Source organism: Streptosporangium sp. NPDC049644 (assembly GCF_040675205.1).
In the GTDB taxonomy this organism is placed as follows: domain Bacteria; phylum Actinomycetota; class Actinomycetes; order Streptosporangiales; family Streptosporangiaceae; genus Streptosporangium; species Streptosporangium fukuiense.
Map to the genome: position 1 here is coordinate 112,967 of NZ_JBFAOJ010000016.1, position 22,432 is coordinate 135,398.

At 70.4% G+C, this 22,432-nt stretch carries 21 protein-coding genes and 1 riboswitch; of the genes, 8 read left to right on the plus strand and 13 right to left on the minus strand.

The genetic code is table 11. From position 1 onward, the window contains the following. Positions 1-30: 30 nt before the first annotated feature. Positions 31-468 (minus strand): SRPBCC family protein, encoded by a 438-nt coding sequence (locus AB0J58_RS12550; protein ID WP_364214041.1) that lies wholly within the window; start codon positions 466-468, stop codon positions 31-33. A 56-nt stretch (positions 469-524) separates the two neighbouring features. Continuing rightward, on the minus strand, positions 525-1,292 hold the full coding sequence (locus tag AB0J58_RS12555; RefSeq protein WP_343974252.1) for a metallophosphoesterase: 768 nt from the start codon (positions 1,290-1,292) through the stop codon (positions 525-527). Between the two features lie 198 nt (positions 1,293-1,490). On the opposite strand from AB0J58_RS12555, the gene AB0J58_RS12560 reads away from it, so the two are divergent. Further along, on the plus strand, positions 1,491-3,284 hold the full coding sequence (locus tag AB0J58_RS12560; protein WP_364214044.1) for an AMP-dependent synthetase/ligase: 1,794 nt from the start codon (positions 1,491-1,493) through the stop codon (positions 3,282-3,284). Here AB0J58_RS12560 and AB0J58_RS12565 read toward each other — a convergent pair whose 3' ends face one another. The 8 genes from AB0J58_RS12565 to AB0J58_RS12600 all read right to left on the minus strand — a co-directional run bounded on the left by AB0J58_RS12565 (position 3,285) and on the right by AB0J58_RS12600 (position 11,897). Then, on the minus strand, positions 3,285-4,409 hold the full coding sequence (locus tag AB0J58_RS12565; RefSeq protein WP_364214046.1) for a glycosyltransferase family 4 protein: 1,125 nt from the start codon (positions 4,407-4,409) through the stop codon (positions 3,285-3,287). Beyond that, positions 4,406-5,683 (minus strand): M48 family metallopeptidase, encoded by a 1,278-nt coding sequence (locus AB0J58_RS12570; protein WP_364214049.1) that lies wholly within the window; start codon positions 5,681-5,683, stop codon positions 4,406-4,408. Before AB0J58_RS12570 ends, AB0J58_RS12565 begins: the two co-directional genes overlap by 4 nt. Positions 5,684-5,893: 210 nt before the next feature. Next, positions 5,894-6,733, minus strand: a complete 840-nt coding sequence (locus AB0J58_RS12575) for a hypothetical protein (protein ID WP_364214052.1) — start codon at positions 6,731-6,733, stop codon at positions 5,894-5,896. A gap of 192 nt (positions 6,734-6,925) precedes the next feature. Then, the gene (locus AB0J58_RS12580) at positions 6,926-7,468 is read right to left on the minus strand and encodes a C40 family peptidase (RefSeq protein ID WP_364214055.1); all 543 of its coding nucleotides are present in this window, start codon (positions 7,466-7,468) and stop codon (positions 6,926-6,928) included. 82 nt (positions 7,469-7,550) lie between these two features. After that, positions 7,551-7,710, minus strand: a riboswitch (cyclic di-AMP (ydaO/yuaA leader). A gap of 343 nt (positions 7,711-8,053) precedes the next feature. Continuing rightward, a complete protein-coding gene (locus AB0J58_RS12585) occupies positions 8,054-8,752 on the minus strand; it encodes a class I SAM-dependent methyltransferase (protein ID WP_364214058.1) in 699 nt (232 codons plus the stop codon). A 72-nt stretch (positions 8,753-8,824) separates the two neighbouring features. Next, the gene (locus tag AB0J58_RS12590; protein ID WP_364214061.1) at positions 8,825-9,802 is read right to left on the minus strand and encodes an NlpC/P60 family protein; all 978 of its coding nucleotides are present in this window, start codon (positions 9,800-9,802) and stop codon (positions 8,825-8,827) included. 139 nt (positions 9,803-9,941) lie between these two features. Then, positions 9,942-10,571: a hypothetical protein gene (locus AB0J58_RS12595; protein ID WP_364214063.1), complete on the minus strand. Its 630-nt coding sequence runs from the start codon at positions 10,569-10,571 to the stop codon at positions 9,942-9,944. A gap of 63 nt (positions 10,572-10,634) precedes the next feature. Next, positions 10,635-11,897 carry an NYN domain-containing protein gene (locus AB0J58_RS12600; protein ID WP_364155386.1) on the minus strand — a complete coding sequence of 421 codons (1,263 nt, stop codon included), beginning with the start codon at positions 11,895-11,897 and terminating at the stop codon, positions 10,635-10,637. A gap of 238 nt (positions 11,898-12,135) precedes the next feature. On the opposite strand from AB0J58_RS12600, the gene AB0J58_RS12605 reads away from it, so the two are divergent. From AB0J58_RS12605 to AB0J58_RS12615, 3 genes are all read left to right on the plus strand, one after another. Further along, positions 12,136-13,254, plus strand: coding sequence for a phosphotransferase family protein (locus AB0J58_RS12605; protein WP_364214066.1), 1,119 nt, complete (start codon positions 12,136-12,138; stop codon positions 13,252-13,254). A gap of 97 nt (positions 13,255-13,351) precedes the next feature. Then, entirely contained in the window at positions 13,352-15,076 is a 1,725-nt protein-coding gene (locus tag AB0J58_RS12610; RefSeq protein ID WP_364214069.1) for a DEDD exonuclease domain-containing protein, read from the plus strand. 43 nt (positions 15,077-15,119) lie between these two features. After that, on the plus strand, positions 15,120-15,407 hold the full coding sequence (locus tag AB0J58_RS12615; RefSeq protein ID WP_030910213.1) for an Lrp/AsnC ligand binding domain-containing protein: 288 nt from the start codon (positions 15,120-15,122) through the stop codon (positions 15,405-15,407). Here AB0J58_RS12615 and AB0J58_RS12620 read toward each other — a convergent pair. The 3 genes from AB0J58_RS12620 to AB0J58_RS12630 all read right to left on the minus strand — a co-directional run bounded on the left by AB0J58_RS12620 (position 15,350) and on the right by AB0J58_RS12630 (position 17,974). Then, a complete protein-coding gene (locus AB0J58_RS12620) occupies positions 15,350-16,279 on the minus strand; it encodes a histidine kinase (protein ID WP_364214072.1) in 930 nt (309 codons plus the stop codon). The genes AB0J58_RS12615 and AB0J58_RS12620 overlap by 58 nt on opposite strands. A gap of 231 nt (positions 16,280-16,510) precedes the next feature. After that, positions 16,511-17,557 carry an anthranilate phosphoribosyltransferase gene (gene trpD, locus AB0J58_RS12625; RefSeq protein WP_364214075.1) on the minus strand — a complete coding sequence of 349 codons (1,047 nt, stop codon included), beginning with the start codon at positions 17,555-17,557 and terminating at the stop codon, positions 16,511-16,513. An 18-nt stretch (positions 17,558-17,575) separates the two neighbouring features. Further along, entirely contained in the window at positions 17,576-17,974 is a 399-nt protein-coding gene (locus tag AB0J58_RS12630) for a hypothetical protein (RefSeq protein ID WP_343974291.1), read from the minus strand. Positions 17,975-18,169: 195 nt separating this feature from the next. Here AB0J58_RS12630 and AB0J58_RS12635 point away from each other — a divergent pair, with 195 nt between their 5' ends. Genes AB0J58_RS12635 through AB0J58_RS12650 form a run of 4 tightly spaced genes read left to right on the plus strand, consistent with a single transcriptional unit; the run spans position 18,170 to position 22,416 of the window. Next, on the plus strand, positions 18,170-18,793 hold the full coding sequence (locus tag AB0J58_RS12635) for a heme-copper oxidase subunit III (protein ID WP_364214078.1): 624 nt from the start codon (positions 18,170-18,172) through the stop codon (positions 18,791-18,793). 16 nt (positions 18,794-18,809) lie between these two features. Then, positions 18,810-19,649, plus strand: a complete 840-nt coding sequence (locus AB0J58_RS12640) for a c-type cytochrome (RefSeq protein ID WP_364214081.1) — start codon at positions 18,810-18,812, stop codon at positions 19,647-19,649. Beyond that, complete coding sequence (locus tag AB0J58_RS12645) at positions 19,646-20,770, plus strand: Rieske 2Fe-2S domain-containing protein (protein WP_364214084.1); 1,125 nt, start codon at positions 19,646-19,648, stop codon at positions 20,768-20,770. The genes AB0J58_RS12640 and AB0J58_RS12645 overlap by 4 nt, the downstream gene beginning before the upstream one ends. Continuing rightward, a complete protein-coding gene (locus tag AB0J58_RS12650; RefSeq protein ID WP_364214087.1) occupies positions 20,767-22,416 on the plus strand; it encodes a ubiquinol-cytochrome c reductase cytochrome b subunit in 1,650 nt (549 codons plus the stop codon). Before AB0J58_RS12645 ends, AB0J58_RS12650 begins: the two co-directional genes overlap by 4 nt. The last annotated feature ends 16 nt before the right edge of the window (positions 22,417-22,432 follow it).

Consider the following 22,432-nt stretch of genomic DNA (forward strand, 5'->3'; position numbering starts at 1 on the left):
GGGACGGTTCCGCGATCACGCCCCGCTCCCTCATCGGGTCTCGACGCGCTTCTTCAGCCCCTTCAGGGCGGTGTCGACGATGACCTTCTCCGCCTTCCGCTTGATCATGCCGATCATCGGAACCTTGAGGTCGACGGCGAGTTCGTACGTCACCTCGGTGCCGCCGCCCGCGTCGGCGAGACGGTAGCTCCCGGTGAGCCCGGAGACCATCTTCCCCGCCTCGGCGATGTGCCAGTCGACCGACTCGTCGCCGTACCAGGTGTAGCGGAGGGTGTACTCGTCGCTGATCACACCCGCATCGAGGACGAACCTGACCGTGGCCGGGCGGCCGTCCTCCCCCGTGGAGAGGATCCGCGCGGACTTCACCTGGCCCGCCCACCGGGGATAGGAGGGGAAGTCGGCGATGACCGCCATGATGGTCGACCGGTCCGCGCCGATCGTGATGCTGGAGGTGGTGCGATCAGCCATGGGCCAACCGTACTGCTTCACGATCGTCCGCGTACGCCTGGCAGGGCCGCGACCGGCTACCACTCCAGCGCGAAGGGAACACCCCGGTTCCTGAAGTGCCCCACGTTGAGGCACTCGGTCCTGCCGACCCGGGTGCGGGCGGCGAGGGGCTGGTGTACGTGACCGAAGAGGGCGTAGCGCGGCTGGGTCCGCCGGATCGCCTCCAGGGTGGCCTCGCTGCCCCGCTCGAACCGCCGGGCCACCACGTCGTAGAGCAGTTCGGGGATGGCCGGCGGAATGTGGCAGCAGAGCACGTCGACCTCGCCGACGGCCTCCACCTTGCGGGCGAACTCCTCCTCGTCGATCTCGTACGGGGTCCGGTACGGGGTGCGCAGCCCGCCCCCGACGAAGCCGAAGCGCAGGCCGCCGATCTCCACGGTCTCGCCGTCGAGCACCCGGTGGCCCTCGCGCACGTACTCGGGCCAGTAGCGCGGCAGGTCCACGTTGCCGTAGGTGAGGTAGGCGGGGGTCGGCATCGCGGCGAAGATCTCACCGTACTGCCGCCTGACGGAGCGCTCGATGTGCTCGCGCGGGCCGCCCTCCAGCGACGCCCAGAGCGCCGAGGACATCGCCCGCGCCTCCTCGAACCGCTTGGCCGTCCGCAGCGCGATGAACTCCGCCGCCCGCTCCGCCCCGAAGAGCTCGGCGAAGATGCCCTGGGAGTGGTCGTCGTAGTCGACGAACAGGATCAGGTCCCCCAGGCAGATCAGGGCGTCGGCGCCCTCTCCCGCGCGGGCCAGCGCGTCAGCTCTCCCGTGTACATCGCTGACGACATGAACCCGCATGCCGGACATCCTAACCACCCGCAAATACCGGCATAAGTAACAAACCTCACACGGCGGCGCGGCCAACCACTCCAGACGAGAGCAGTTGGTACGGTGAAATTCCCGTTGATAACGCCTGGGTGACGAATTTACTCATGCGTAACTTATCGCGATAGCTTCCAGGCAGCCCATCGATCCGTGCGTCTCCAGGAGTGATCCGTGCGTGAGTACAGCGTCCCCGTGCTGGTGGATGTCCCCGCCTCCGCCAACCTGACCGACACGGTGTTCCGGCGCGCCGAAGAGGAGCCGGGCGCCGTCGCCCTGCGCCGCAAGGTCGGCGACGACTGGGCCGCCGTCACCGCCCGCGAGTTCCGCGACCAGGTCGCGGAAGTGGCCAAGGGCCTGATCGCGGCCGGCGTCGAACCCGGCGACCGGGTGGCGCTGATGTCGCGCACCCGCTACGAGTGGACCGTGATCGACTACGCGATCTGGGCCGCGGGCGCGGTCAGCGTGCCGATCTACGAGTCCTCCTCGGCCGACCAGGTCTCCTGGATCATCTCCGACAGTGGCGCGAAGGCCGTCTTCGTCGAGTTGGACTCGAACGAGGAGACGGTCCGCGAGAGCACCTCGGAGCTGCCCGGCCTCAAGGACGTCTGGCGCATCGAGGGCGGTGCCCTGGACGAGCTGACCGCGCTCGGCGCCGAGGTCGGCGACGACACGCTCGCCGAGCGCAGGGCCGGCCGCGGCATCGCCGACCTGGCCACCATCGTCTACACCTCGGGCACCACCGGCCGGCCCAAGGGCTGCCGGCTGACCCATGACAACCTGCTGTTCACCGCCAGGAACGTCGCGCACGGCCCGCTGGAGCGCCTCTTCACCGTGGACGACAGGGCGGCCCTGCTCTTCCTGCCGCTCGCGCACGTCTTCGCCCGCATCATCGAGATCGTGCTGATCGAGACGGGCACGGTCCTCGCGCACACCCCCAACATGAAGAACGTCGGCCCCGACCTGCAGGCCTTCAAGCCCACGTTCCTGCTGGGCGTGCCCCGCGTGTTCGAGAAGGTCTACAACGCCGCCGAGCAGAAGGCCACCGCCGACGGCAAGGGGAAGATCTTCCACGCCGCGGCGGAGACCGCCATCGCCTGGAGCAGGGCGGAGTCCACCGGCGGCGCGGGGCTGGGCCTGAGGCTCAAGCACGCCCTGTTCGACAGGCTCGTCTACGGCAAGCTGCGCGCCGCGACCGGCGGCAGGCTGACGGCGGCCGTGTCCGGCGGCTCCGCCCTGGGCGAGCGGCTCGGCCACTTCTTCCGCGGCGTGGGCATCGAGGTGCTCGAGGGCTGGGGCCTGACCGAGACCTCGGCGCCCTCCTCGGTCAACCTGCCGGGGGCCAACAAGATCGGCACCGTCGGCAAGCCGTTCCCCGGCGTCACCATCGGCATCGGCGAGCACGGCGAGGTGCTCGTCAAGGGCCGCCATGTCTTCGAGGGCTACTGGAACAACGACGAGGCCACCGCCGTGGCGATCGACAAGGACGGCTGGTTCCACACCGGCGACGTCGGAGAGCTGGACGGGGACGGCTACCTGCGCATCACCGGCCGCCAGAAGGAGATCCTCGTCACCGCCGCGGGCAAGAACGTCGCCCCGGCCCCGATGGAGGACCACATCCGCGCCCACCCGCTGATCAGCCAGGCGATGGTGGTCGGCGACGACAGGCCGTTCGTCGCGGCGCTCATCACGCTCGACACCGAGGCCCTGGAGCAGTGGAAGGCCGCCAACGGCAGGACGGACGCGGACCTCGCCGCCCTCAGCTCCGACCCGGCCATCGTCGCCGAGGTGCAGAAGGCCGTGGACAACGCCAACAAGTTCGTCTCCAGGGCCGAGCAGATCAAGAAGTTCACGGTGCTCGACGTCGACATCAGCGAGGAGAGCGGGCACCTCACCCCGACCCTCAAGGTCAAGCGCGCCGTCGTGATGCGCGACTTCGCCAAGCAGGTCGAGTCCCTCTACGGCTAGTCAGGGGGTCTCCACGGACTCCAGAACGCGGGCGAAGCGGGAGGCGGCGAGATCCCAGCTCCACTCGCGCGCGACCCACTCGCGCCCGCGTTCACCCATGGCACGCGCCCCGGCCAGGTCCTTGAGCAGGTCGACCAGGGTCGCCGTGACCTCGTCCGGGCGGGTGCCGTCGACGACCAGGCCGGTCTGCCCGCGTAGCACGGCGTCGGGGGCGCCGCCCGAGGAGCCCGCCACCACGGGCAGTCCGCTGGCGGACGCCTCCAGATAGACGATGCCGAGTCCCTCCACGTCGATACCGCCCAGGCGGGTACGGCACGGCATGGCGAACACGTCGCCCGCTGCCAGGTAGCCGGGCAGCGCGGCCTCCGGCACGGAGCCGGTGATCTGGACCGAGCCGCCCATCGGCCTGGCCAGCCGTTCCAGGGTCCTGCGGTACGGGCCACCGCCGACGATCAGGAGCATCGCGTCGGGAACGTCCCGCAGCACACCGGGCCAGGCCCGCAGCAGCGTGTCCTGGCCCTTGCGCGGCACCAGCCTGGACAGGCAGAGCACCACCGGCCGCTCTCCCAGTCCGAGCGCCGCGCGCACCCGCTCTCTCCCTGCCCCGGGCGCGAACACCTCGGTGTCGACGCCGGGCGCGAGCCGCACCAGCTTGTCCCCGGGTATCACCCTGACCAGCCGCTGCCGGGTGTACTCCCCCAGGTAGGTGACCACGTCGGCGTGCGCGCCGATTCTGGCGAGCACCCGGCGGCCGACCGGGAGCGCCGTCCAGCCCGCCTCGTGGCCGTGGGTGACCATGACGACGCGGCGGACCCCGGCCTCGCGCATCCTGGGCGCGAGCAGCCCGAGCGGCGCCGCCGCCCCGAAGACCACGGTCTCGCACCCGAACTCGGCGACCAGTGCGGCCGCCCGGCGGGCGACGGCGGGGGTGGGCAGCATCAGCGAGGTGGGGTGCCGCACCACGGGGTAGGGCTGCCGCAGGTCGAAGTCCTCGCTGTCGGGCCATCGGGGGGCGTAGACGACGACGGAGCCGGGCGGGCGGCGGGCGATGAGACCGTACACGAAGGACTGGATCCCCCCGGCGCGGGGCGGGAAGTCGTTCGTGACCACCAGCGTGCGCCTCATGGCTCGGAGAGACCGTTCAGCCGGGCCCAGGAGCGCGCCAGCGCGATGCGCTGCGGCGCGGTGGGATGCGAGGCGTAGAGCACGTACTCCACGAGGTCGGGCGACAGATCCGAGATGTTGGTGACCGCCAGCCGTTTCTGCATGGCGGCGAACGTCGCCGGATCCCTGGTCAGGTCCAGCGCGTGGACGTCCGCACGGGCCTCGATGTGCCGGCTCACCAGGTTCTGTGCCGGTCCTGACAGCACCGCGGCCAGGCTGAGCAGCCCCATGACCAAACCCACCGCCCTCGGGTCACCGATGGAGGAGATCCCCGCGCGACGCCGCACGACCCCCGCCGAGGTCACCACGTAGAGCAGGCACGCCCCGAACGCCGCGCCCAGGGCTCCGACGAGCGTACCGGAGAGCACGTCGCCCGCCTTGGCGTGACCGAGCTCGTGCGCGACCACCAGCTCGACCTCGTCGGCGGGCGCCCGGAGCAGCGTGTCGTAGACGACGATCCTGCGGGTCGCGCCGAATCCGGAGACGTAGGCGTTGAGCGCGGTGGTCCGCCGGGAGGCGTCGGCGACGAGCACGTCCTCCACCGGCACGCCGTCCCTGGCGGCCATGGCGAGCAGGTCGTCGCGGAGTCGTCCGGCCTCCATCGGCCTGAAGTCGTTGAAGATCGGCTCGATGAGCACCGGGTAGGCGAAGGAGGCCGCCACCGTCAGTGCGAACGCGCCGGCCGCCGCCGGGATCCACCAGCGCCGGTAGCGCCGCGCCAGCGCGACCACCGCCAGAACCATGATCGCGGTCAGCGCGGTGCCGACGCCCAGGCTCTTGATCCGGTCGGCGGTCCAGGTCGGCCAGGTCTGGGTGGACAACCCGAAGTCGCGCAGGTAGGTCTCCGACCACATTCCCAGCGGCCAGCGCAGCATCGCGACGGCCACCGACAGCACCAGCACGCCGAGCAGCGCCCGCAGCCACCACGGCCCCCGCAGCCGGCCGACGAGCCGGGCGCCCAGCGGGGTGCCCACCAGTACCCCCGCCACCACCAGCGTCAGGCCGAGGGAGAGGTAACCCGGCACGCTGACCAGTCTGTCGAACGCCTCGGACCTGGCGATCTGCTCGGCCGTGAAGTCGCGGCCCGGATCGGGGACGACCGCCGGGGTCCCCTCGGGCAGCGCCCGCCAGGGCGTGGCGACCGCCACGACCGCCAGGGTGACCACCCCCAGCGCGGCCAGCGCCCACCCCGCCGACCGCACACCCGAGGGCGCGTCCGTCGTGCTCAGCGTCATCAAACACCTCCAGCGTGGAGCCCGAACCCTGGGCCCCGTCCTTTGGATCCTCCGCCTGCCGCGGTCGGCCGGACGGCGCCTCGCCCTGTCGTCACCGGTCGCCGCGGCACGCCGCGGCTCCCTCCCGCGCCCTGCGAGGCACCCGCCGACCGCTCCTCGCCACGGCGGGATCCGCCAGGTGAGGCCTGGACCGGGAAGGACACAAGGATGTCAGGCGAGTTCCTCTCCGAGATAGTCACGCCACGCCACGGTGAGTTGGGCGGGCGACAGGCCGAGCGTGTCGGTGACATCGCCACCGTAGAGTCTCACCAGGGCCCTCTCACCGAAGCGCTCCGCGATGAACCGGCAGGCGAGCCAGGCCTCCTCGTACGCCTGCGCGAGCCGCGGAGCGCCGGGGGCGAAGTCGGCGGGACCCGGGAGACGGGCGGGCAGGACTCCGGCGCGCACCTCGGCGGCCAGCTCGGCGGCGGCCGTCCGTACCGGGATTCCGGCATCGCGGTAGCCCACGTAGTCGGCGAAGCCCTCCGACAGCCACATCGGCACCCGGCCGCCACGGGTCGCACCGGTGGCCACGTGCACCAGCTCGTGCGTGATCACCACGTCCCTGCCGGTCATGGTGAGCCTCGCGTAACCCGAGGGCAGGACGATCACCCGGTCCGCGGTCGCCATCGCGGCCAGGCCCCGGGTGCTCTCCGCTCCGGCGAGTGCCGCGGCCTCGGCATCGGTGGCGGGGAACAGGATCACCGCTCGGACCGGCCCCCAGATCGCCGCGACCGCGCGACGGGCCCGGTCGGCCCTGGCGGCCAGGTCTCGCAGGACGGTGGGCGCGAGGTCGTGGCCGATCACGAGGGAATGCTCACCCCGGACGACGACGGCGGCGCCGGGCCACAGGTCTCGAAGGTCGACGGGGAGTTCTCCGGCGCGCTGGAGAGGATCACGAGGAAGCGGGCCGGCTCCGGCCAGGAGAGGTCCCGTCCCGGCCGACGGGCCCACGCTCATCAGCGCCAGCATCCCGGCGAGCACGGTGCGGCGCCCCTTCGGGACGGACATAACGAGTCGATGTTATCGGAATGCCGGCCGGTGCTCCGGCCTCCGGGCCGGGGGCCGTCAATCGACCGGCATCGCGACGCTCCTTGCCGGAGGCACGGATCCGCCCGGGCGGCACGCTCGCGGCCCCTGCCGGAAACGGAGCGGCCCCGCCCCTCCACATGTGAGGAACGGGGCCGGCGCCCCTTGCCCGGGTCAGGCTCCGGGCCGGACCGCTCCGGCGAAGGAGGACCTGTAGTACCCCTCCAGCTTCACGATCCGGACCGTCTTGCCGCTGCTCGGCGAGTGGACCATCCTGCCCTTGCCGACGTACATGCCGACGTGGCCCTTTCCACTGAAGAACATCAGGTCACCGGGGCGCAGGTGGCTCCACGAGACCTTCTTCCTGATCGCCCGGTACTGGCTGTGCGTGATCCGGGGGATGGACACGCCCGCCTTGCGCCAGGCGTATTTGACGAGCCCCGAGCAGTCGAACGCGCCGGGACCGGAGGCACCCCACCGGTACGGATCGCCGATCTGCTTCTTGGCCGTCGAGACGGCCTTGCGGGCCCGCACCTTCTGCAGGGCCGCCCTGCTCATCTTGGTCTTGACCTTGGTACCGGCCTTGGCCTTGTGCGCAGCCCGATCGGTCTGCTCGGAGACTCCGGCCGCGGTGTCGACCAGGATCTCAGGGGTGCTGTCCGTCGTCGCTCCGGCCGCCGTCGACCCCAGGGTGACCGCTCCGGCTGAGGCGGTCAAGGTGAGGGCGATACCGCCGAGGGAAAGGCGGAAAAGGCGCGACAGACGGGTGTTACACGGGGTGGTAGACAGGATTTCTCCTTGGTGCTTCCACTGATGCCTACCGGGTTAGCTGACGGGTTCGGGCTGGGAAGATGCCCTACAGCGCAAATGCGCTGATTCACCCCTGGCCACGTTGTCTCGGGCCTTTTGGGTCCCCGGTTCCATGCCTCCTGGCTGCATGGATTCGGCGGGCCGCCGCGATGAGGTCCGTCCCCCGGCAGGGGAGCGGCGGCCGGTTGGATTTCTATAGGGACACCGGCCCGAAGACCGACATTCACCGCGACGGCATGGCTTGCACGTCGCGAGGCCAGAAGTTACCCCGATCTCCAACTTTCGGCAAAGCATTCGCCAAACAAGAAGATCGACAAGCCTTCGTGATCTTCCTGTTACCCCTGCTTAATGGCCATTTATGCTATTGAGATATGACCCTCGTCACACCTCCGGAATCACACCCGACAAATCATGGTTTCTGTAATGTTCATCACATTTACCATCATTCACCGTTGAAGCCGTGAGGGGCCCTCCCTCGCCGCCGGGCACGCGTCAGCGCCGGACGCACGTGTAGGCGCCGTAGATCGATTCCCTGAAGTCCGCCTCGACGATCTCGAACCCGGCTGCGTCGAGCATCGGTTCGAGAAGCCACCGGAAGGTGCTGTACTCGGTGCGCAGATGCTCGGCGTAGTCCTCGCGGGTGTAGCCCAGCGCGGGATCGCCGGCCGCGCCGTCGAGCCAGCGGCCGAGCACGGCGTCGGCCTCGGCCGGCCGGAAATCGAAGATCAGGTCGCGCAGGCGCAGGACGCCCCCGGGCCGTACGATCCGCGCGATGCGGTCGAGCGCGACCGCCTTCCAGAAGTCGGGGAGCTGATGAAGGGCGTGACGGGTGTAGACCGCGTCCGCGGGTGGCCCCGCGTGCTCGTAGGAGAGAAAGCCCGCCCGCACGCACTCGAGGTTGGCCAGGCCGTCCTCGGCGGCCCGGACGGTCAGGAAGTCGTGCATCGCCGGGGAGACGTCAACCGCCACCACCCGCCGGAACCGACGCGCCGCGGCCAGGGCGAACTGCCCCGTCCCCGCGCCGAGCTCCACGACCGTCGCCGTCTCCCCCAGGCCGCGCCCGGCGAGTGCGGCGAGGTCCTCCCCCGGATCGGGCCTGCCCTGCTTGCGGTCGAACCCGGCGACGAACGCGGCGTCGAGGTGCTCGGGACCGGCATGGGCGAGTTCGTCGAGCATCCATGAAGTGATCATTTTCCGATGCTGACAGCGCCGCCGCGGGCGGCGCACCCGGTTTTCCGGCCGCCGGGACCCGCGCGCCGTGCGTCAGGGGCGGACGGCTCCGACGAGGCGACGGCCGTAGGCCGAGAGCGGGACGACCTTGACCACGTCGCCGGTCTGCGGGGCGTGCACGATCTGGCCGTTGCCCGCGTACATGCTGACGTGGCCCAGGCCCTCACTGAAGATGAGGTCGCCCGGCTGGAGGTCGTTCAGCGAGACCTTGCGGCCGGCGCCCCAGCTCCACTGCTCCCAGGTGGTACGGGGGAGGCTGACTCCGCCGCTGCGCCAGGAGGCCTGGACCAGGCCCGAGCAGTCCCAGCCGCCGGGCCCCGTGCCGCCGTACTGGTAGGGCTTGCCGACCTGCGCGAAGGCGAACTGCAGGGCGGCGCGGGCGTTTCCCGAGGCGGAGCCGGTGTACTGGATTCCGCCGCTCTCGGGGTTGCCCGCCTTGAAGACGTTGAGTTCGCGCAGGAGCTTCGTCTGAGCCTTGACCATCTTGTCGGCCTTGGCCTTCTCCCTGGCCAGCTCGTCGCGCGTCTCGTCGGCCTCGCTCAGCGCGCCCTTGGCCAGGTTCCTGTTGAGCCGCAGCGCCTTGGTGGCCTCGTCGAAGGCGCTCAGCGACTGGGCCCGGGAGGCCGACATCTGGTCGACCGAGGCCAGGCCGCTCAGCAGCGCGCCGGGGTCGGTCTGGTAGACCATGCCCTCCCAGCTGTTGACCGCGCCGAACTGGTAGGTGCTGACCGCCATCGCGACGAGCTCCTTGCGCAGCCCGGCGACCTGCTCGCTCTGCCGGGCGAGCTCGCTGTTCAGCGTCACGTACTTCTTCCTGGCCCGCTTCCACTTCTCCGAGGCCTGGTTGTACTTCTCGACGATCTGGTCGGCCTGCTCGTTGAGCTTCTCCAGCTTCTTCTTGGCCTGGGCGAGCGTCGGCTTCGGCTCCGCGGAGGCCCCGCTCACCGGCGTCATCAGCATCGCGAGGGCGAGCCCGGCCGCCACCGGTATCCGAATGAGTCCAACCGGCATACCCGCCACGGCCACGTCAACGCCTCCAGACTGCACAGACCTGCGGCGAATAGTACAGAACAAGTAAGGTTTAGATCACCTTTTCACATGTTTTGCGCTATTGCCGCAGGTGGCAGCCCCGATACCCCGGAGGCGCCCCTCAGCAGTCGGCGACGGCGCAGATCTTTCCGGTCATCTTTCTGGCGTCGCGCAACTGGGTGGCCCAGTCGCTCCGCGCGGGCTTGTAGTACTCCCCGGCCCAGAGGTAGACCAGGACCGCGTTGCCCTTCCTGACCAGCACGCTCCGGTCACCCCCCACGCCCGCCTTCCCCTTGTAGTAGACCTGCCCGGAGACCTTCAGCGCCTCGTCTCCGAGCCCGGTCAGGCGCGAGGAGACGTAGCGGTAGGCGGAGCCCCCGTTGGTGTTGGAGCGGCAGGCGGTCAGGGCGGAGCGCACCTGGGCGACCGCTCCGGCGGCGGCCGCCTTCGAGCGGTACAGGATCACCTGCTCGACCTTCTGGAAGTCCGGGACGCTGGTGTAGGTCACCGTCCGCGCGGCCGTCCGGCCGGTTCTGGCCAGCGTGGCCCGGTCGCACGGGTTGATCGCCAGCCGGACCTTGGCCGAGTCGCTGACCTTCCAGCTGCTCTCGGCGAGGGCGGGCTTCTTCGCCGCGTCCTTCTCATAGAGCAGGAAGCCCTTGGGGATGCCGGCCGCCGCGACCGCGGCGGGGGTGGCGACGGTCGCCCCGATGGCCAGCACGGCGACGGCGAGCGTTATGATCTTCTTCATCGAGTGCCCCTGGGGAGATCGAAATACCTTCCGGTAGTTCGATGCGCCATCACCGGAAAAGGTTCACGCCCGTCCCAGACGCCTGAGAAGAAGCAGCGAGGGGACCGGCCGGGCACCCATCCTGCGGACCGACTCGGCCACCTCCCGATCCGAGGAGACCACCGCGACCGCGCGTCCCGTGGGCTCGGCGCGGACCAGCTGGCGGATCAGGTCGTCGGCGATCTGCCCCGGCGCGCTGAACATCACGCGCACCCCCCTGGGGGCCGACACCGGGACCGGCCCGTTCAGCTCGGCGCCGTCGAAGACGCAGGTCAGCTCGGTTCGGGTCTGCGCGTAGAGCGCACCGAGGCCGGTGAGGAGGCGATTGCGCTGGTCGGCGAGGGTGAACGTGCCGTAACCGGTCTTGGTCACGTTGTAGCCGTCGACGATCAGGTGGATCTGCGGCAGCGCGAGCAACTGGTCGAGCAGGGCGGGGTCGTCGTCGGCGAGCGCCCGCGCGGGAACCGCCTGGACCCCCTGCCTGCCCGGCGCCACCGAGGCCACCGAGTCGGCGGGACGGTGGATGCCGGAGGGCAGGGCGAGCTCCCTGCGGAGCCCCGCGGCGGCGTCCTGCAGGGCGTCGAGCAGCATGCGGACCTTGGTGTCCTCCACGCTGCGGCCCTCGCGGGCCGCCCTGCGCGTCGACTCCAGCTGGCGCTCGGCGTCAGCCAGCCGCTCACGCAGGCGGCGCAGCTCGCTCTCCACGCTGCTCCCCGCCGAGACCGCGGCGGTCTTCGCCTCCTCCGCCGCCTCCCAGGCCTCGGCGGCACGCGCCTCGGCCGCCCTGGCCCGCTCCCGGGCCTCGTGCAGCCTGCGGCGCAGGTCGGAGACCTCCGAGCGCGAGGCCTTGAGCTGCTCGCGCAGCCGTTCGGACTCCTCCTTGGCCGCGCTCTTCTGGCCTGCCAACTGCTCGCGCAGCCGGGAGAGCGTCTGCTCCTGCGCGGAGTCCTCGGCGGCGGCGGCCGATCGCTCCAGGTCCGCGCGGGCCGCCTCCACCATGTCCGCCCAGCCGGGCGGCCGGGTCAGGTAGGCGGCCGCGGCCACCATGACGGGCTCGGCGGCCGGCGGGACCGCGCCCTCGGCGAGGCTCGCGATCAGTTCCGGCCAGCCCGCGGTCAGCGTCTCCGCGACCAGCTCGCGGAACTTCTTGTCGGTCTCCAGTTGCGCGGCGATGGGCGCGCCACCCAGCCTGGCGCGCTTGCGAGGGTCGAATCTGGCGATCCCCTTCAGCGGCGGCGGCACCGAGGCGGCGGGCATGGAACCGAGGATCTGGGACGCCAGTTCCACTACGTGTAAGCGAACCTGCTCGGGTAACGGACGAGACAGGCCCTCTCCGGCTGAACTCATCACGGCCCCTACTCGGATCGGTCTTCACGTCAAGGGTACGGCTACCGCACCCTGACCCCGACCTGACCGCAAGGCGGACGGCGGCCGACCCGGCCGTGAACTCTTTATGGACAAGCGCTTGCTCTTAGGTTACGACTGTGCGGATCACCTTGTGACGTACGCCACCCGGGAGAGCGCGATGGATCAGCAGCGCCGGCAGGCCGAGGATATGCGGACATCCACCCGCGACCTCGATGAGTTACACGAACGGATGCGCTCCTGGCTCTCCGGCAGGGTGGGATCCCCCGTCACGCTCTCCCGGCTGTCGGCGCCCTCGGGCAACGGCATGTCCAGTGAGACCCTGCTCTTCGACGCCTCCTGGACGGCGGCGGAGGGCAGGCGGGAGATCGGCTGCGTCGCCCGGATGGCCCCGGCGAGCGAGGCCGTGCCGGTCTTCCCGAGCTACGACCTCGGCAGGCAGTTCGAGGTCATGCGGATGGCCAGGGAGCGCGCCGGGGTGCTCGCGCCCCGGACCCTGTGGTACGAGCCCGACCCCGCACCGATGGGCACCCCGTTCTTCGTGATGGAGCGGCTCACCGGCGACGTGCCGCCGGACGTCCTGCCCTACACCTTCGAGGGCTGGCTACTGGACGCCTCCCCCGCCGACCGGACACGGCTGCAACGGCAGAGCGTCGAGATCCTGGCCAGACTGCACGACGCCCCGTTCACCGTGGAGGAGCTGCGCCCCCTGGAGATCGCGGGGACGGGCGAGTCCGCGCTGCGCAGGCACGTCGACGACCAGCGGTCCTACTACGAGTGGGCACACGGTTCGATGCGCATCCCGCTGCTGGAGCGGGCGTTCGACTGGCTGTGCGAGCACTGGCCGAACGATCCGGGGCCCGACGTGCTGAGCTGGGGCGACGCCCGCATCGGGAACGTGATGTACCGCGACTTCACCCCGGTGGCGGTGCTGGACTGGGAGATGGCCGCGATCGCCCCCCGCGAGCTGGACCTCGCCTGGATGATCTTTCTGCACCGGTTCTTCCAGGAGATCGCCGAGGTCATGGAACTGCCCGGCCTACCCGACTTCATGCGGCGCGAGGACGTCTGCGAGACGTATCAGGAAATAACGGGATATAAGCCGCGCGACATGGAGTTCTACGAGATGTACGCCGCGCTCAGGCACGGCGTCATCATGGCCCGAGTCTGGCACCGCCGCATCCATTTCGGCGAGCAGCCCATGCCGGACGACCCCGACGACCTGGTGCTGCACCGGGCCGCCCTCGAACGGATGCTGGACGGGAGCTACTGGAGCTGACGCCTTTCCCACGCGCGGGCCACGGGCGTGCGGGGCCTCCGGCGCCGAGAGAACCCGGTGCGGTGAATGTCGGTCGGGGCTTCTATGGTCGTGAATCGTGAACTACGCCGTGCAGGGAACACTCGACGAGCTGGGCACTCCGCTCAGCCAGGTCACCTTCGTCGTGTTCGACCTGGAGACCACCGGCGTCTCGGCGGGCGAGCACGCGATCACCGAGATCGGCGCGGTCAAGGTCAGGGGCGGCGAGGTGCTCGGTGAGTTCGGCACCCTGGTCGACCCCGGTTCGCCGATCCCGCCGTTCATCTCGGTGCTGACCGGCATCACCGACGGCATGGTCGTGGCGGCGCCGCGGATCGAGTCGGTACTGCCGTCCTTCCTGGAGTTCGCCACAGGCTCCACCCTGGTGGCGCACAACGCCGGGTTCGACCTGGGGTTCATCAGGGCGGCCTGTGCGGCACACGGGTATCCACCACCCGCCCACCAGGTGGTCGACACCGTCGACCTGGCCCGCAAGCTGCTGACCCGCGACGAGGCGCCCAACTGCAAGCTGTCCACGCTGGCCGCGATCTTCAGCCGCACCGAGCCCTGCCACCGGGCGCTCGCCGACGCGCGGGCCACGGTCGACGTGCTGCACGCCCTGCTGGAACGGGCGGGCTCCTTCGGGGTGCAGACGCTGGAGGAGCTCAAGGGCTTCGTCCGCGCGCCCACCCCCGAGCAGCGCCGCAAGCGGCACCTGGCCGACTCGGTGCCGACGGGGCCCGGCGTCTACGTCTTCGAGGACTCCGGCGGCGACCCGCTCTACGTCGGCAAGAGCACCAACCTGCGCAACCGCGTGCGCGGTTACTTCACCGCGAGCGAGACCCGGCCCCGCGTCCGCGAGATGATCGGCGTCGCCGCGCGGGTCAGGTCCATCGCCTGCGCGACCCCGCTGGAGGCGGAGGTCAGGGAACTCAGGCTGATCGGCTCGGCCAAGCCCCGCTACAACCGCAGGTCGCGCCATCCGGAGAAGATGTTCTGGCTCAAGCTGACCGACGAGCTCTTCCCCCGCCTGTCGGTGGTCCGCGAGGTCAAGGACGACGAGGCGTCCTACCTGGGCCCGTTCACCAGCACCCGCGCCGCCGAGGACGCCCGCACCGCGTTGCACGAGACGATCCCGCTGCGGCAGTGCACCGAACGGATCACTCCGCGTACCAGGCGCTCCGCCTGCGCGCTCGCCGAGATCGGCAGGTGCGGCGCGCCGTGCGAGGGGCGTGAGACCCCCGACGAGTACGCGGTGCACGTCGGGGCGGCGCGCCGGGCACTGGAACTGGACGCGGCCGGGGTCTTCTCCGCCATGGAGGCCAGGATGGAGCGACTGGCCCTCGACCAGCGCTACGAGGAGGCCGCGGCCGACCGCGACCGGCTCGCCTCCTACATCCGTACCTCGGCCCGCATGCAGCGGCTGCGGTCGCTGACCGCCATCTCCCAGATGGTCGCGGCCGCCCCCGTGGCGGACGGCCGTTGGGAGATCCACGTCATCCGATACGGACGGCTCGCCTCGGCCGGGGTGATGCCGAGGGGCGCCCACCCCACCCCGTTCGTCGAGGCGCTGACGGCCACCGCCGAGACGGTGCCGCCCGGCCCCGGGCCGGTCCCCGCCGCCAGCGCCGAGGAGACCGAGTGCGTGCTGCGCTGGCTGGAGTCCCCGGGAGTGCGACTGGTGCAGGTGGAGGGCACCTGGAGCCTGCCCGTCTCGGGTGCCGGCCGGCTCAAGGCCCGCATCGACCGCGCCTACCAGGCGGCCGAGCCGCGCCGGGCGCGCGAGGGCCGTCCGCTGCGCTGATAGCGTCGAAGACGGCAGGCAACACTCAACGAGGAGGAAGCTCGTGGTCACCGCGATCGTTCACATCAACGCCGAGGTGGACCGGATCCCCGAGGTCGCCCAGACGATCGCCGAGATCGACGGGGTGAGCGAGGTCTACTCCATAACCGGGGAGTACGACCTGATGGCCATGGTCCGCGTCACCGCCTACGAGGAGATCGCCGAGGTCATTCCCGGGCGGATCAACAAGGTGGCGGGGGTGCTGCACACCGAGACCAACATCGCCTTCCGCGCCTACTCCCGGCACGATCTGGACGCCGCCTTCTCGATCGGCCTCGGCGAGTCCGACTGACCCGCGCCGGCGGGGCGGAGGAGAGGGCGGGTCGGTTCGAGGTCGGTGACGTCCCCCATGGCCGTACGGGTGCTGTCCGGGACCGCCTCGCCCGAGACGGGCAGCCGCGCCCGCACCTCGAACCCCCCTCCGGGCAGGATCCCGGCCGCCAGCGTCCCATTGAACAGGGCGGCCCGCTCGCGCATGCCGAGCAGGCCGTGCCCCGCGGTCGCCGAGGGGTCGGCCTGGCCGTCGTCCCGTACCAGCACGTCGAGGAAACCCGGCCGCCAGCGCAGCGTGACGCGGGCCGAACGGGCACCGGCGTGCCGCAGGGTGTTGGCGAGCGCCTCCTGGACGATGCGGTAGGCCACCAGTTCGAGGGTGAGCGCGACCTCGGCGGGCCTGCCCTCCTCGACCATGTCCACCCCCAGGCCCGCCGCACGGACCTCGGTGAACAGGTCCCGCAGGTCGGACAGCCTGGGCTGGGGCGTCCTGCCCGCCGAGGGGCCGTCGAGATCGAGTAGCGACAGGGTGCGCTGGAGCTCGACCAGCGCCTGACGCCCCGACTCCTCGGCCACCCGCAAGGTCCGCCTGGCCCGGTCGGGATCCTTGTCCATGATCATCCGCCCGGCGCCCACGCCGAGCGTCATCATGCTGATCCCGTGCGCGACCACGTCGTTCAGCTCACGGGCGATGCGCGCCCGCCTCTCGGCGAACTGGGCGCGGACCAGTTCCTCCTGCTGACCGACGAACCTGTCCTCTGCGGACTTGAGCCTCAGCAGCAGGAGCCTGCGATCCCACACCAGGCTCACGACGGCCACGCACAGTCCGAGCGCCACGCACGCCAGCAGGACGGGGAACATCTGCTCGGTCAGGGGGTCAGCATGCCACATGGGTCGCAACCTAGAACGGCACGCCGAGACGGCACATCCGCTCCCGGGTGGATCTTCCATCCACCCGGGAGCGGAGACGTTCCGGCCGGTAACGAAAAAGTCTCGGACCGGCCACAGTCCGGCGACGGTGCCGGGACGCTCCTCTCCCACGGAGACTCGCCGGCACCGCCGGGAGGGTTCACGACGGCCCGTGCCCCCGCCCCCGGCCCCGCGCCGCGGGACGAGCACGGCTCAGGACGGCTTCGACGACCGGCTGACCGCGACCCACCGGTCGAGGGTCTCGCCGGCGGCACCGGAGTCGACGGCTCGCACGGCGCGCTCGTAACCCGCGGCCATCGCGGCGTTCAGGTCACCGCCGGCACCGTCGAGGGCGACCAGCGCGGCCGCGGCGTTCAGCAGCACCGCGTCGCGGACCGGGCCGGTCTTGCCGCCGACCAGATCGTGCACGGCCCTGGCGTTGAAGGCCACGTCCCCGCCGCGCAGCGCGTCGGGCGCCGCCCTGGGGATGTCGAGGACCGCCGGGTCGAAGACGGTCTGCTCGGCGCCGCCCTCGCGCACCACCCAGACCGTGGAGGTGGTGGCGATGGTGAGCTCGTCCAGCCCGTCGTCGCCCCGGAAGACCAGGGCGGAGACCCCGCGCTCGGCGAAGACGCCGGCGACCACGGGGAGCATGCCCGCGTCGAAGATGCCGATCGCCTGGGCGGCGGGCCTGGCCGGGTTGGTCAGCGGGCCCAGGAAGTTGAAGACCGTGGGGATGCCGAGCTCCTTGCGCGGCGGGCCCGCGAAGCGGAACGCCGGGTGGTAGACCGGCGCGAAGCAGAAGGCGATGCCGGCCTCCATCGCGACCCTGGCGGTGTCCGCCGGGGGCAGGTCGAGCACGATCCCCAGGTGCTCCAGGACGTCGGCGGCGCCGCACGAGGAGGAGGCTGCCCGGTTACCGTGCTTGACGACCCTGGCCCCCGCCGCGGCGGCCACGATCGCGGCCATGGTGGAGACGTTGACGGTGTGCGCCCGGTCACCACCGGTGCCGACGACGTCGACCACGGGGCCCTCGACCGTCAGCGGAGTGGCCAGCTCCAGCATCGTGCGCGCCAGGCCGGTCACCTCCGCGACCGTCTCGCCCTTCGCCCGCAGCGCCACCGCGAAGCCCGCGAACTGGGCGGGGGTGGCGGAGCCGGACATGATCTGCTTCATCGCCCAGGCGGTCTCGTCCGCCGTCAGGTGCTCGCCCGCGAGCAGGGCGGACAACAGCGCCGGCCAGGTGGTGCGCGCGTCCATGCGGTTCTCCAGGGGGTTTTACCGGGCGGTCAGACGAGTGGACAGGCGGCGGCGCATCAGGTCGGCGACGGTCTCCGCGAGGCCGACCGGGTCGATCGGCTGCGGCACCACGGCCTCGGCGCGCGACCACTCGGCCAGCCAGCGGTCGTCACGGCGGGCGATCAGCAGGCAGATCGGCGGGCAGTCGTGGACCTCGTCCTTGGCCTGACGGGCCACCCCCATGCCGCCCGCGGGCTGGGCCTCGGCGTCGAGCACGGCGACGTCGATCTCACCGGAGTCGAAGTGCTGGACGACCTTGGCGTGGGTGGCGCACTCCACGATCTCCACGAGGGGCACGTCGGCGGCGGGGCGGCGGCCGAGTGCCTGCCGCACCTTCTCGCGGGTGCTCGCGTCGTCGCTGTAGACGAGGACCCTCATCTTGTCGTCGGTGCTCACGGTCGCGCTCACTATCCCTCGTCGATGTATGGTCACCTGGGATGCTACCGGTCAGCCGGCCTGGAGACCCAGGCCGGAGCCACAGCTGAACAAAATGCCCCATACGTCCCCTTTTTATGGGCGTATGCCCCCCCTATCGGGGGGTCGTGCGGCGACCCGAGCAGGAGAGCCGCAATAATGCTGCCCGTGGCGACAGCATCCGCAATTTCAACGACGACGACAGCACACTCGTCCCGCAGACCCGATCTGGTCAGCGTCGGGACGATTGTCTGGCTGTCCTCCGAGCTCATGTTCTTCGCGGCGCTGTTCGCGATGTACTTCACCATCCGGTCTGTGAGCCTCAGCCAGGGACTGCCCTGGCCGGAGGCCCACCTGAACGTCCCCTTCGCCCTGGGCAACACGATCATCCTGGTCCTGTCGAGTGTGACCTGCCAGCTGGGCGTGTGGGCGGCTGAGAAGGGCCAGGTCGCCAAGCTGCGTTTCTGGTACATCGTCAGCTTCCTGATGGGCTCCGTGTTCGTGGCCGGCCAGCTGTACGAGTACGGCCAGCTGATCGCCGAGGAGCCCTCGCACACCCTGTCGCACTCCGCGTACGACTCGGTGTTCTACCTGACGACGGGCTTCCACGGCCTCCACGTGACCGGCGGGCTGATCGCGTTCCTCTTCATGCTGGGACGCACGTACGCCGCGAAGCGCTTCACCCGTGAGCAGGCGACCAGCGCGATCGTCGTGTCCTACTACTGGCACTTCGTCGACGTGGTCTGGATCGGCCTTTTCGTGACCATCTATGGAATTCAATAAGGAATCGGGGATCTCTGTGAATAGGATCACCGCTGGGCGGCGGCATCCCCTCGCGAGATACGCCGTCCTGCTCCTGGCCCTGGCCCTGATCGGCGGGGTCTACACCGTTGCCCTGACGGTCTCCTCCAGCAGTCAGGCCGACGCCGCCATCGCGTCCGGCAGGGCCGACGACGTGGCCGAGGGCAAGAAGCTCTTCGAGCAGAGCTGCTCCAGCTGCCACGGTCTCAACGCCGAGGGCACCGCCTCGGGTCCGACCCTGATCGGCGTCGGCGCCGCCTCGGTGGACTTCCAGGTCAGCAGCGGCCGCATGCCCCTGGCCAACCCCGGTGCGCAGGCACCGCGCAAGCCCCCGCCGGCGTGGGTCGCCAAGACCAAGCGCCCCGACGGCACCTACGAGGCCGTCGACCAGCTCGCCGCCTACATCCAGTCGCTCGGCGGCGGCCCGGCCATCCCGGACAAGGATCAGGTCGACCCCGCCATGGGAGACAAGGCCAAGGGCGGCGAGCTTTTCCGCGCCAACTGCATCCAGTGCCACAACTTCGTCGGCTCGGGCGGCGCCCTGACCCAGGGCAAGTACGCTCCGCCTCTCCACGAGGCCACCCCGACGCAGATCTACGAGGCCATGGTCACCGGTCCCCAGGCGATGCCGGTGTTCAACGACAGCATCATCACTCCCGAGCAGAAGCGGGACATGATCGCCTACATCGTGGGCGTGCGTGAGGAGCCCAACCCGGGCGGCGCCGGTCTGGGCCGCATCGGCCCGGTCACCGAGGGCCTGGTGGCCTGGGTCGTCGGACTCAGCCTCCTCTCCCTGGCCGCCATCTGGATCACCGCGAAGAGGCGACAGGCCAAATGACTGAGAACAATCACGGCATCGAACAGCCGGAGGAACGCGTGCCAAGGCGCGTCATCGGCACCCCCCCACCCGCGGCGAGCACCTCCCTGCTCGGCACCGAGGAGCGCCCGTCGACCGAGGTCGCCCAGGTTCCCGGAGTGACCCCGCAGGACGAGGCGACCGCGAAGAAGGGCGAGAAGTACGCCGCCCTCTGCTTCCTCGTCGCCTTCCTGGCCGGCATCGGCTTCGTGGTGTCGTACGTCGTCTTCCAGGTCGGCGACATCGAGAAGACGCAGGTCTCCAACCTCGCGCTGGGCGGCACGCTCACGCTGGCCCTGCTCGGGCTGGCCGCGGGCATGGTGACCTGGGTCCGCCTGGTCATGCCCAAGTACAACCTGGTCCAGGAGCGCCACCCGATGGCCTCCGACACCGAGACCCGGTCCTACGTCGGCGAGACCTTCCTGCAGGGCGCGGCCGAGAGCGGCATCACCAAGCGCCCGCTGCTGCGCCGCACCCTGCTGCTCGCCGCCGCCCCGCTCGGCCTGGCCCCGCTGGTCCTGCTGCGCGACCTCGGCCCGAGCTACAAGGACTTCCCCGCCAAGCTGCGGCACACCGTCTGGGGAGAGAAGACCAAGGACGGCAAGAACCGCAAGCTCCTCGTCGAGGGAAGCGGATCACCCATCCGGGCGGCCGACTTCAACTCCCCCGGCGGCATCCTCTCCGTGGTGCCCGAGGGATACGAGCACGACCTGAACGCACTGGCCAAGGCCACCCTGATCCTGATCAAGTTCCGCCCGGAGGAGCTCAAGTCCGGGACGAACCTGAACTGGACCCACGACGGGATCGTGGCGTACTCCAAGATCTGCACGCACGTCGGCTGCCCCGCGGCCCTGTACGAGCAGAGCACACACCACATCCTGTGCCCGTGTCACCAGTCGACCTTCGACGCCGCCGACGGCGCCAAGGTCATCTTCGGTCCGGCGGCCCGGCCTCTTCCGCAGCTGCCGATCGCCGTGGACGAAGAGGGATACCTCGTGGCAACGGCGGACTTCCCCGTCCCCGTCGGGCCCAGCTTCTGGGAGCGCGGCGACGCCGAGGCCGAGGCCCGTGAGGCCGAGGCCAAGAAGGGAGCCCAATCATGAGCACCCAGACCGTTCCGAAGCCCGTCGCGGGCGCGAGCGGCTTCGTCGACGACCGCATCGGGGCGGGGAACTTCCTGCGGCGGAACCTGCGGAAGATCTTCCCCGACCACTGGTCGTTCCTGCTCGGCGAGATCGCGCTCTACTCGTTCATCGTCCTGCTGCTGACCGGCACGTTCCTGACGTTCTTCTTCAAGCCCAGCATGGCCCACGTGGAGTACACCGGCTCCTACGGCCCGCTGTACGGCGTCGGGATGTCCGAGGCGTACGCGTCGTCGCTGGAGATCAGCTTCGACGTGCGCGGCGGCCTGCTGATGCGCCAGATGCACCACTGGGCCGCCCTGCTGTTCATCGGCGGCATGATGGTGCACGCACTGCGGGTGTTCTTCACCGGTGCCTACCGCAAGCCGCGCGAGCTGAACTGGCTGATCGGCGTGCTGCTGCTGACCCTGGCGCTGGCCGCGGGACTCACCGGCTACTCCCTCCCCGACGACCTGCTGTCGGGCGCCGGTCTGCGGATCACCGAGGGTGTGGCGATCTCGCTGCCGCTGGTCGGCACCTGGATCACGTTCTTCCTCTTCGGCGGCGAGTACCCGGGCGTGGACGTCGTCTCCCGGTTCTACTCGCTGCACATCCTGCTCATCCCGGGCATCCTGCTGGCGCTCATCTCGGCTCACATGATCCTGATGTGGGTCCAGAAGCACACGCAGATGCCGGGCAAGGGCCGCACCAACGAGAACGTGGTGGGCGCGCCGTTCTACCCGGCCTTCATGGTCAAGGCCGGCGCCTACTTCATGTTCACCTTCGGCGTCATCGCGCTGCTGGGCACCTTCGCCCAGATCAACCCGATCTGGCTGTACGGTCCCTACACCCCGGCCGACATCTCGGCGGGCTCCCAGCCCGACTTCTACATGGGCTTCCTGGAGGGTTCGCTCCGGCTGATGCCCGCCTGGGAGATCAACCTCCTGGGCTTCACCCTGCCGATGAGCGTGCTGATCCCGGCGCTGGTGCCGATGGGCATCGTCATGACGGGCCTGGCGCTGTACCCGTTCATCGAGCAGTGGGTCACCGGAGACCGCCGCGAGCACCACATCGCGGACCGTCCCCGCAACAACCCGCACCGCACCTCGATCGGCATCTCGGCGATGACCTTCTACGGGGTCCTGTGGCTGCTCGGCGCCAACGACGAGATCGCCGCGTTCTTCCAGGTGTCGCTGAACTGGACGACCTACGTCGGCCGGGTCCTGATCTTCGCCGGTCCGGCGATCGCCTACTACGTCACCTACCGGATCTGCCTGGGTCTGCAGCGCGCCGACGCGGCCATCATCGGCCACGGCGTGGAGTCCGGCGTGATCAAGCGACTGCCGCACGGCGAGTACATCGAGGTCCACGTCCCGCCCAACGAGGCCATCGAGGCCCACATGCGGGGCAAGGAGCCGGTCCCGGTCCTCACCGGGGGCGGCGGCGGAGACGACGACGGCATCCCGTCCAAGGCGATGCGCGGCCCGCTCGGCAAGCTCCGCACCAAGATGAGCGCGGCCTACGGCGGCGAGAAGATCCCGCTCGACGACGGCCACGGCCACGGCGAGGGGCACGAGGAGCACACGGCGGTCGGTCAGGGTGGAGAGGACAGGTCCCTGACCCACTGACCCCCCGGGGTTGACG

Coding starts and splice junctions, on each gene's coding strand:
- AB0J58_RS12550 (WP_364214041.1), bottom strand. CDS start 468: ATGGCTGATCGCACCACCTCCAGCATCACGATCGGCGCGGACCGGTCG.
- AB0J58_RS12555 (WP_343974252.1), bottom strand. CDS start 1,292: ATGCGGGTTCATGTCGTCAGCGATGTACACGGGAGAGCTGACGCGCTG.
- AB0J58_RS12565 (WP_364214046.1), bottom strand. CDS start 4,409: ATGAGGCGCACGCTGGTGGTCACGAACGACTTCCCGCCCCGCGCCGGG.
- AB0J58_RS12570 (WP_364214049.1), bottom strand. CDS start 5,683: ATGACGCTGAGCACGACGGACGCGCCCTCGGGTGTGCGGTCGGCGGGG.
- AB0J58_RS12575 (WP_364214052.1), bottom strand. CDS start 6,733: ATGTCCGTCCCGAAGGGGCGCCGCACCGTGCTCGCCGGGATGCTGGCG.
- AB0J58_RS12585 (WP_364214058.1), bottom strand. CDS start 8,752: ATGATCACTTCATGGATGCTCGACGAACTCGCCCATGCCGGTCCCGAG.
- AB0J58_RS12590 (WP_364214061.1), bottom strand. CDS start 9,802: ATGCCGGTTGGACTCATTCGGATACCGGTGGCGGCCGGGCTCGCCCTC.
- AB0J58_RS12595 (WP_364214063.1), bottom strand. CDS start 10,571: ATGAAGAAGATCATAACGCTCGCCGTCGCCGTGCTGGCCATCGGGGCG.
- AB0J58_RS12605 (WP_364214066.1), top strand. CDS start 12,136: ATGGATCAGCAGCGCCGGCAGGCCGAGGATATGCGGACATCCACCCGC.
- AB0J58_RS12620 (WP_364214072.1), bottom strand. CDS start 16,279: ATGTGGCATGCTGACCCCCTGACCGAGCAGATGTTCCCCGTCCTGCTG.
- trpD (WP_364214075.1), bottom strand. CDS start 17,557: ATGGACGCGCGCACCACCTGGCCGGCGCTGTTGTCCGCCCTGCTCGCG.
- AB0J58_RS12630 (WP_343974291.1), bottom strand. CDS start 17,974: ATGAGGGTCCTCGTCTACAGCGACGACGCGAGCACCCGCGAGAAGGTG.
- AB0J58_RS12635 (WP_364214078.1), top strand. CDS start 18,170: ATGCTGCCCGTGGCGACAGCATCCGCAATTTCAACGACGACGACAGCA.
- AB0J58_RS12645 (WP_364214084.1), top strand. CDS start 19,646: ATGACTGAGAACAATCACGGCATCGAACAGCCGGAGGAACGCGTGCCA.
- AB0J58_RS12650 (WP_364214087.1), top strand. CDS start 20,767: ATGAGCACCCAGACCGTTCCGAAGCCCGTCGCGGGCGCGAGCGGCTTC.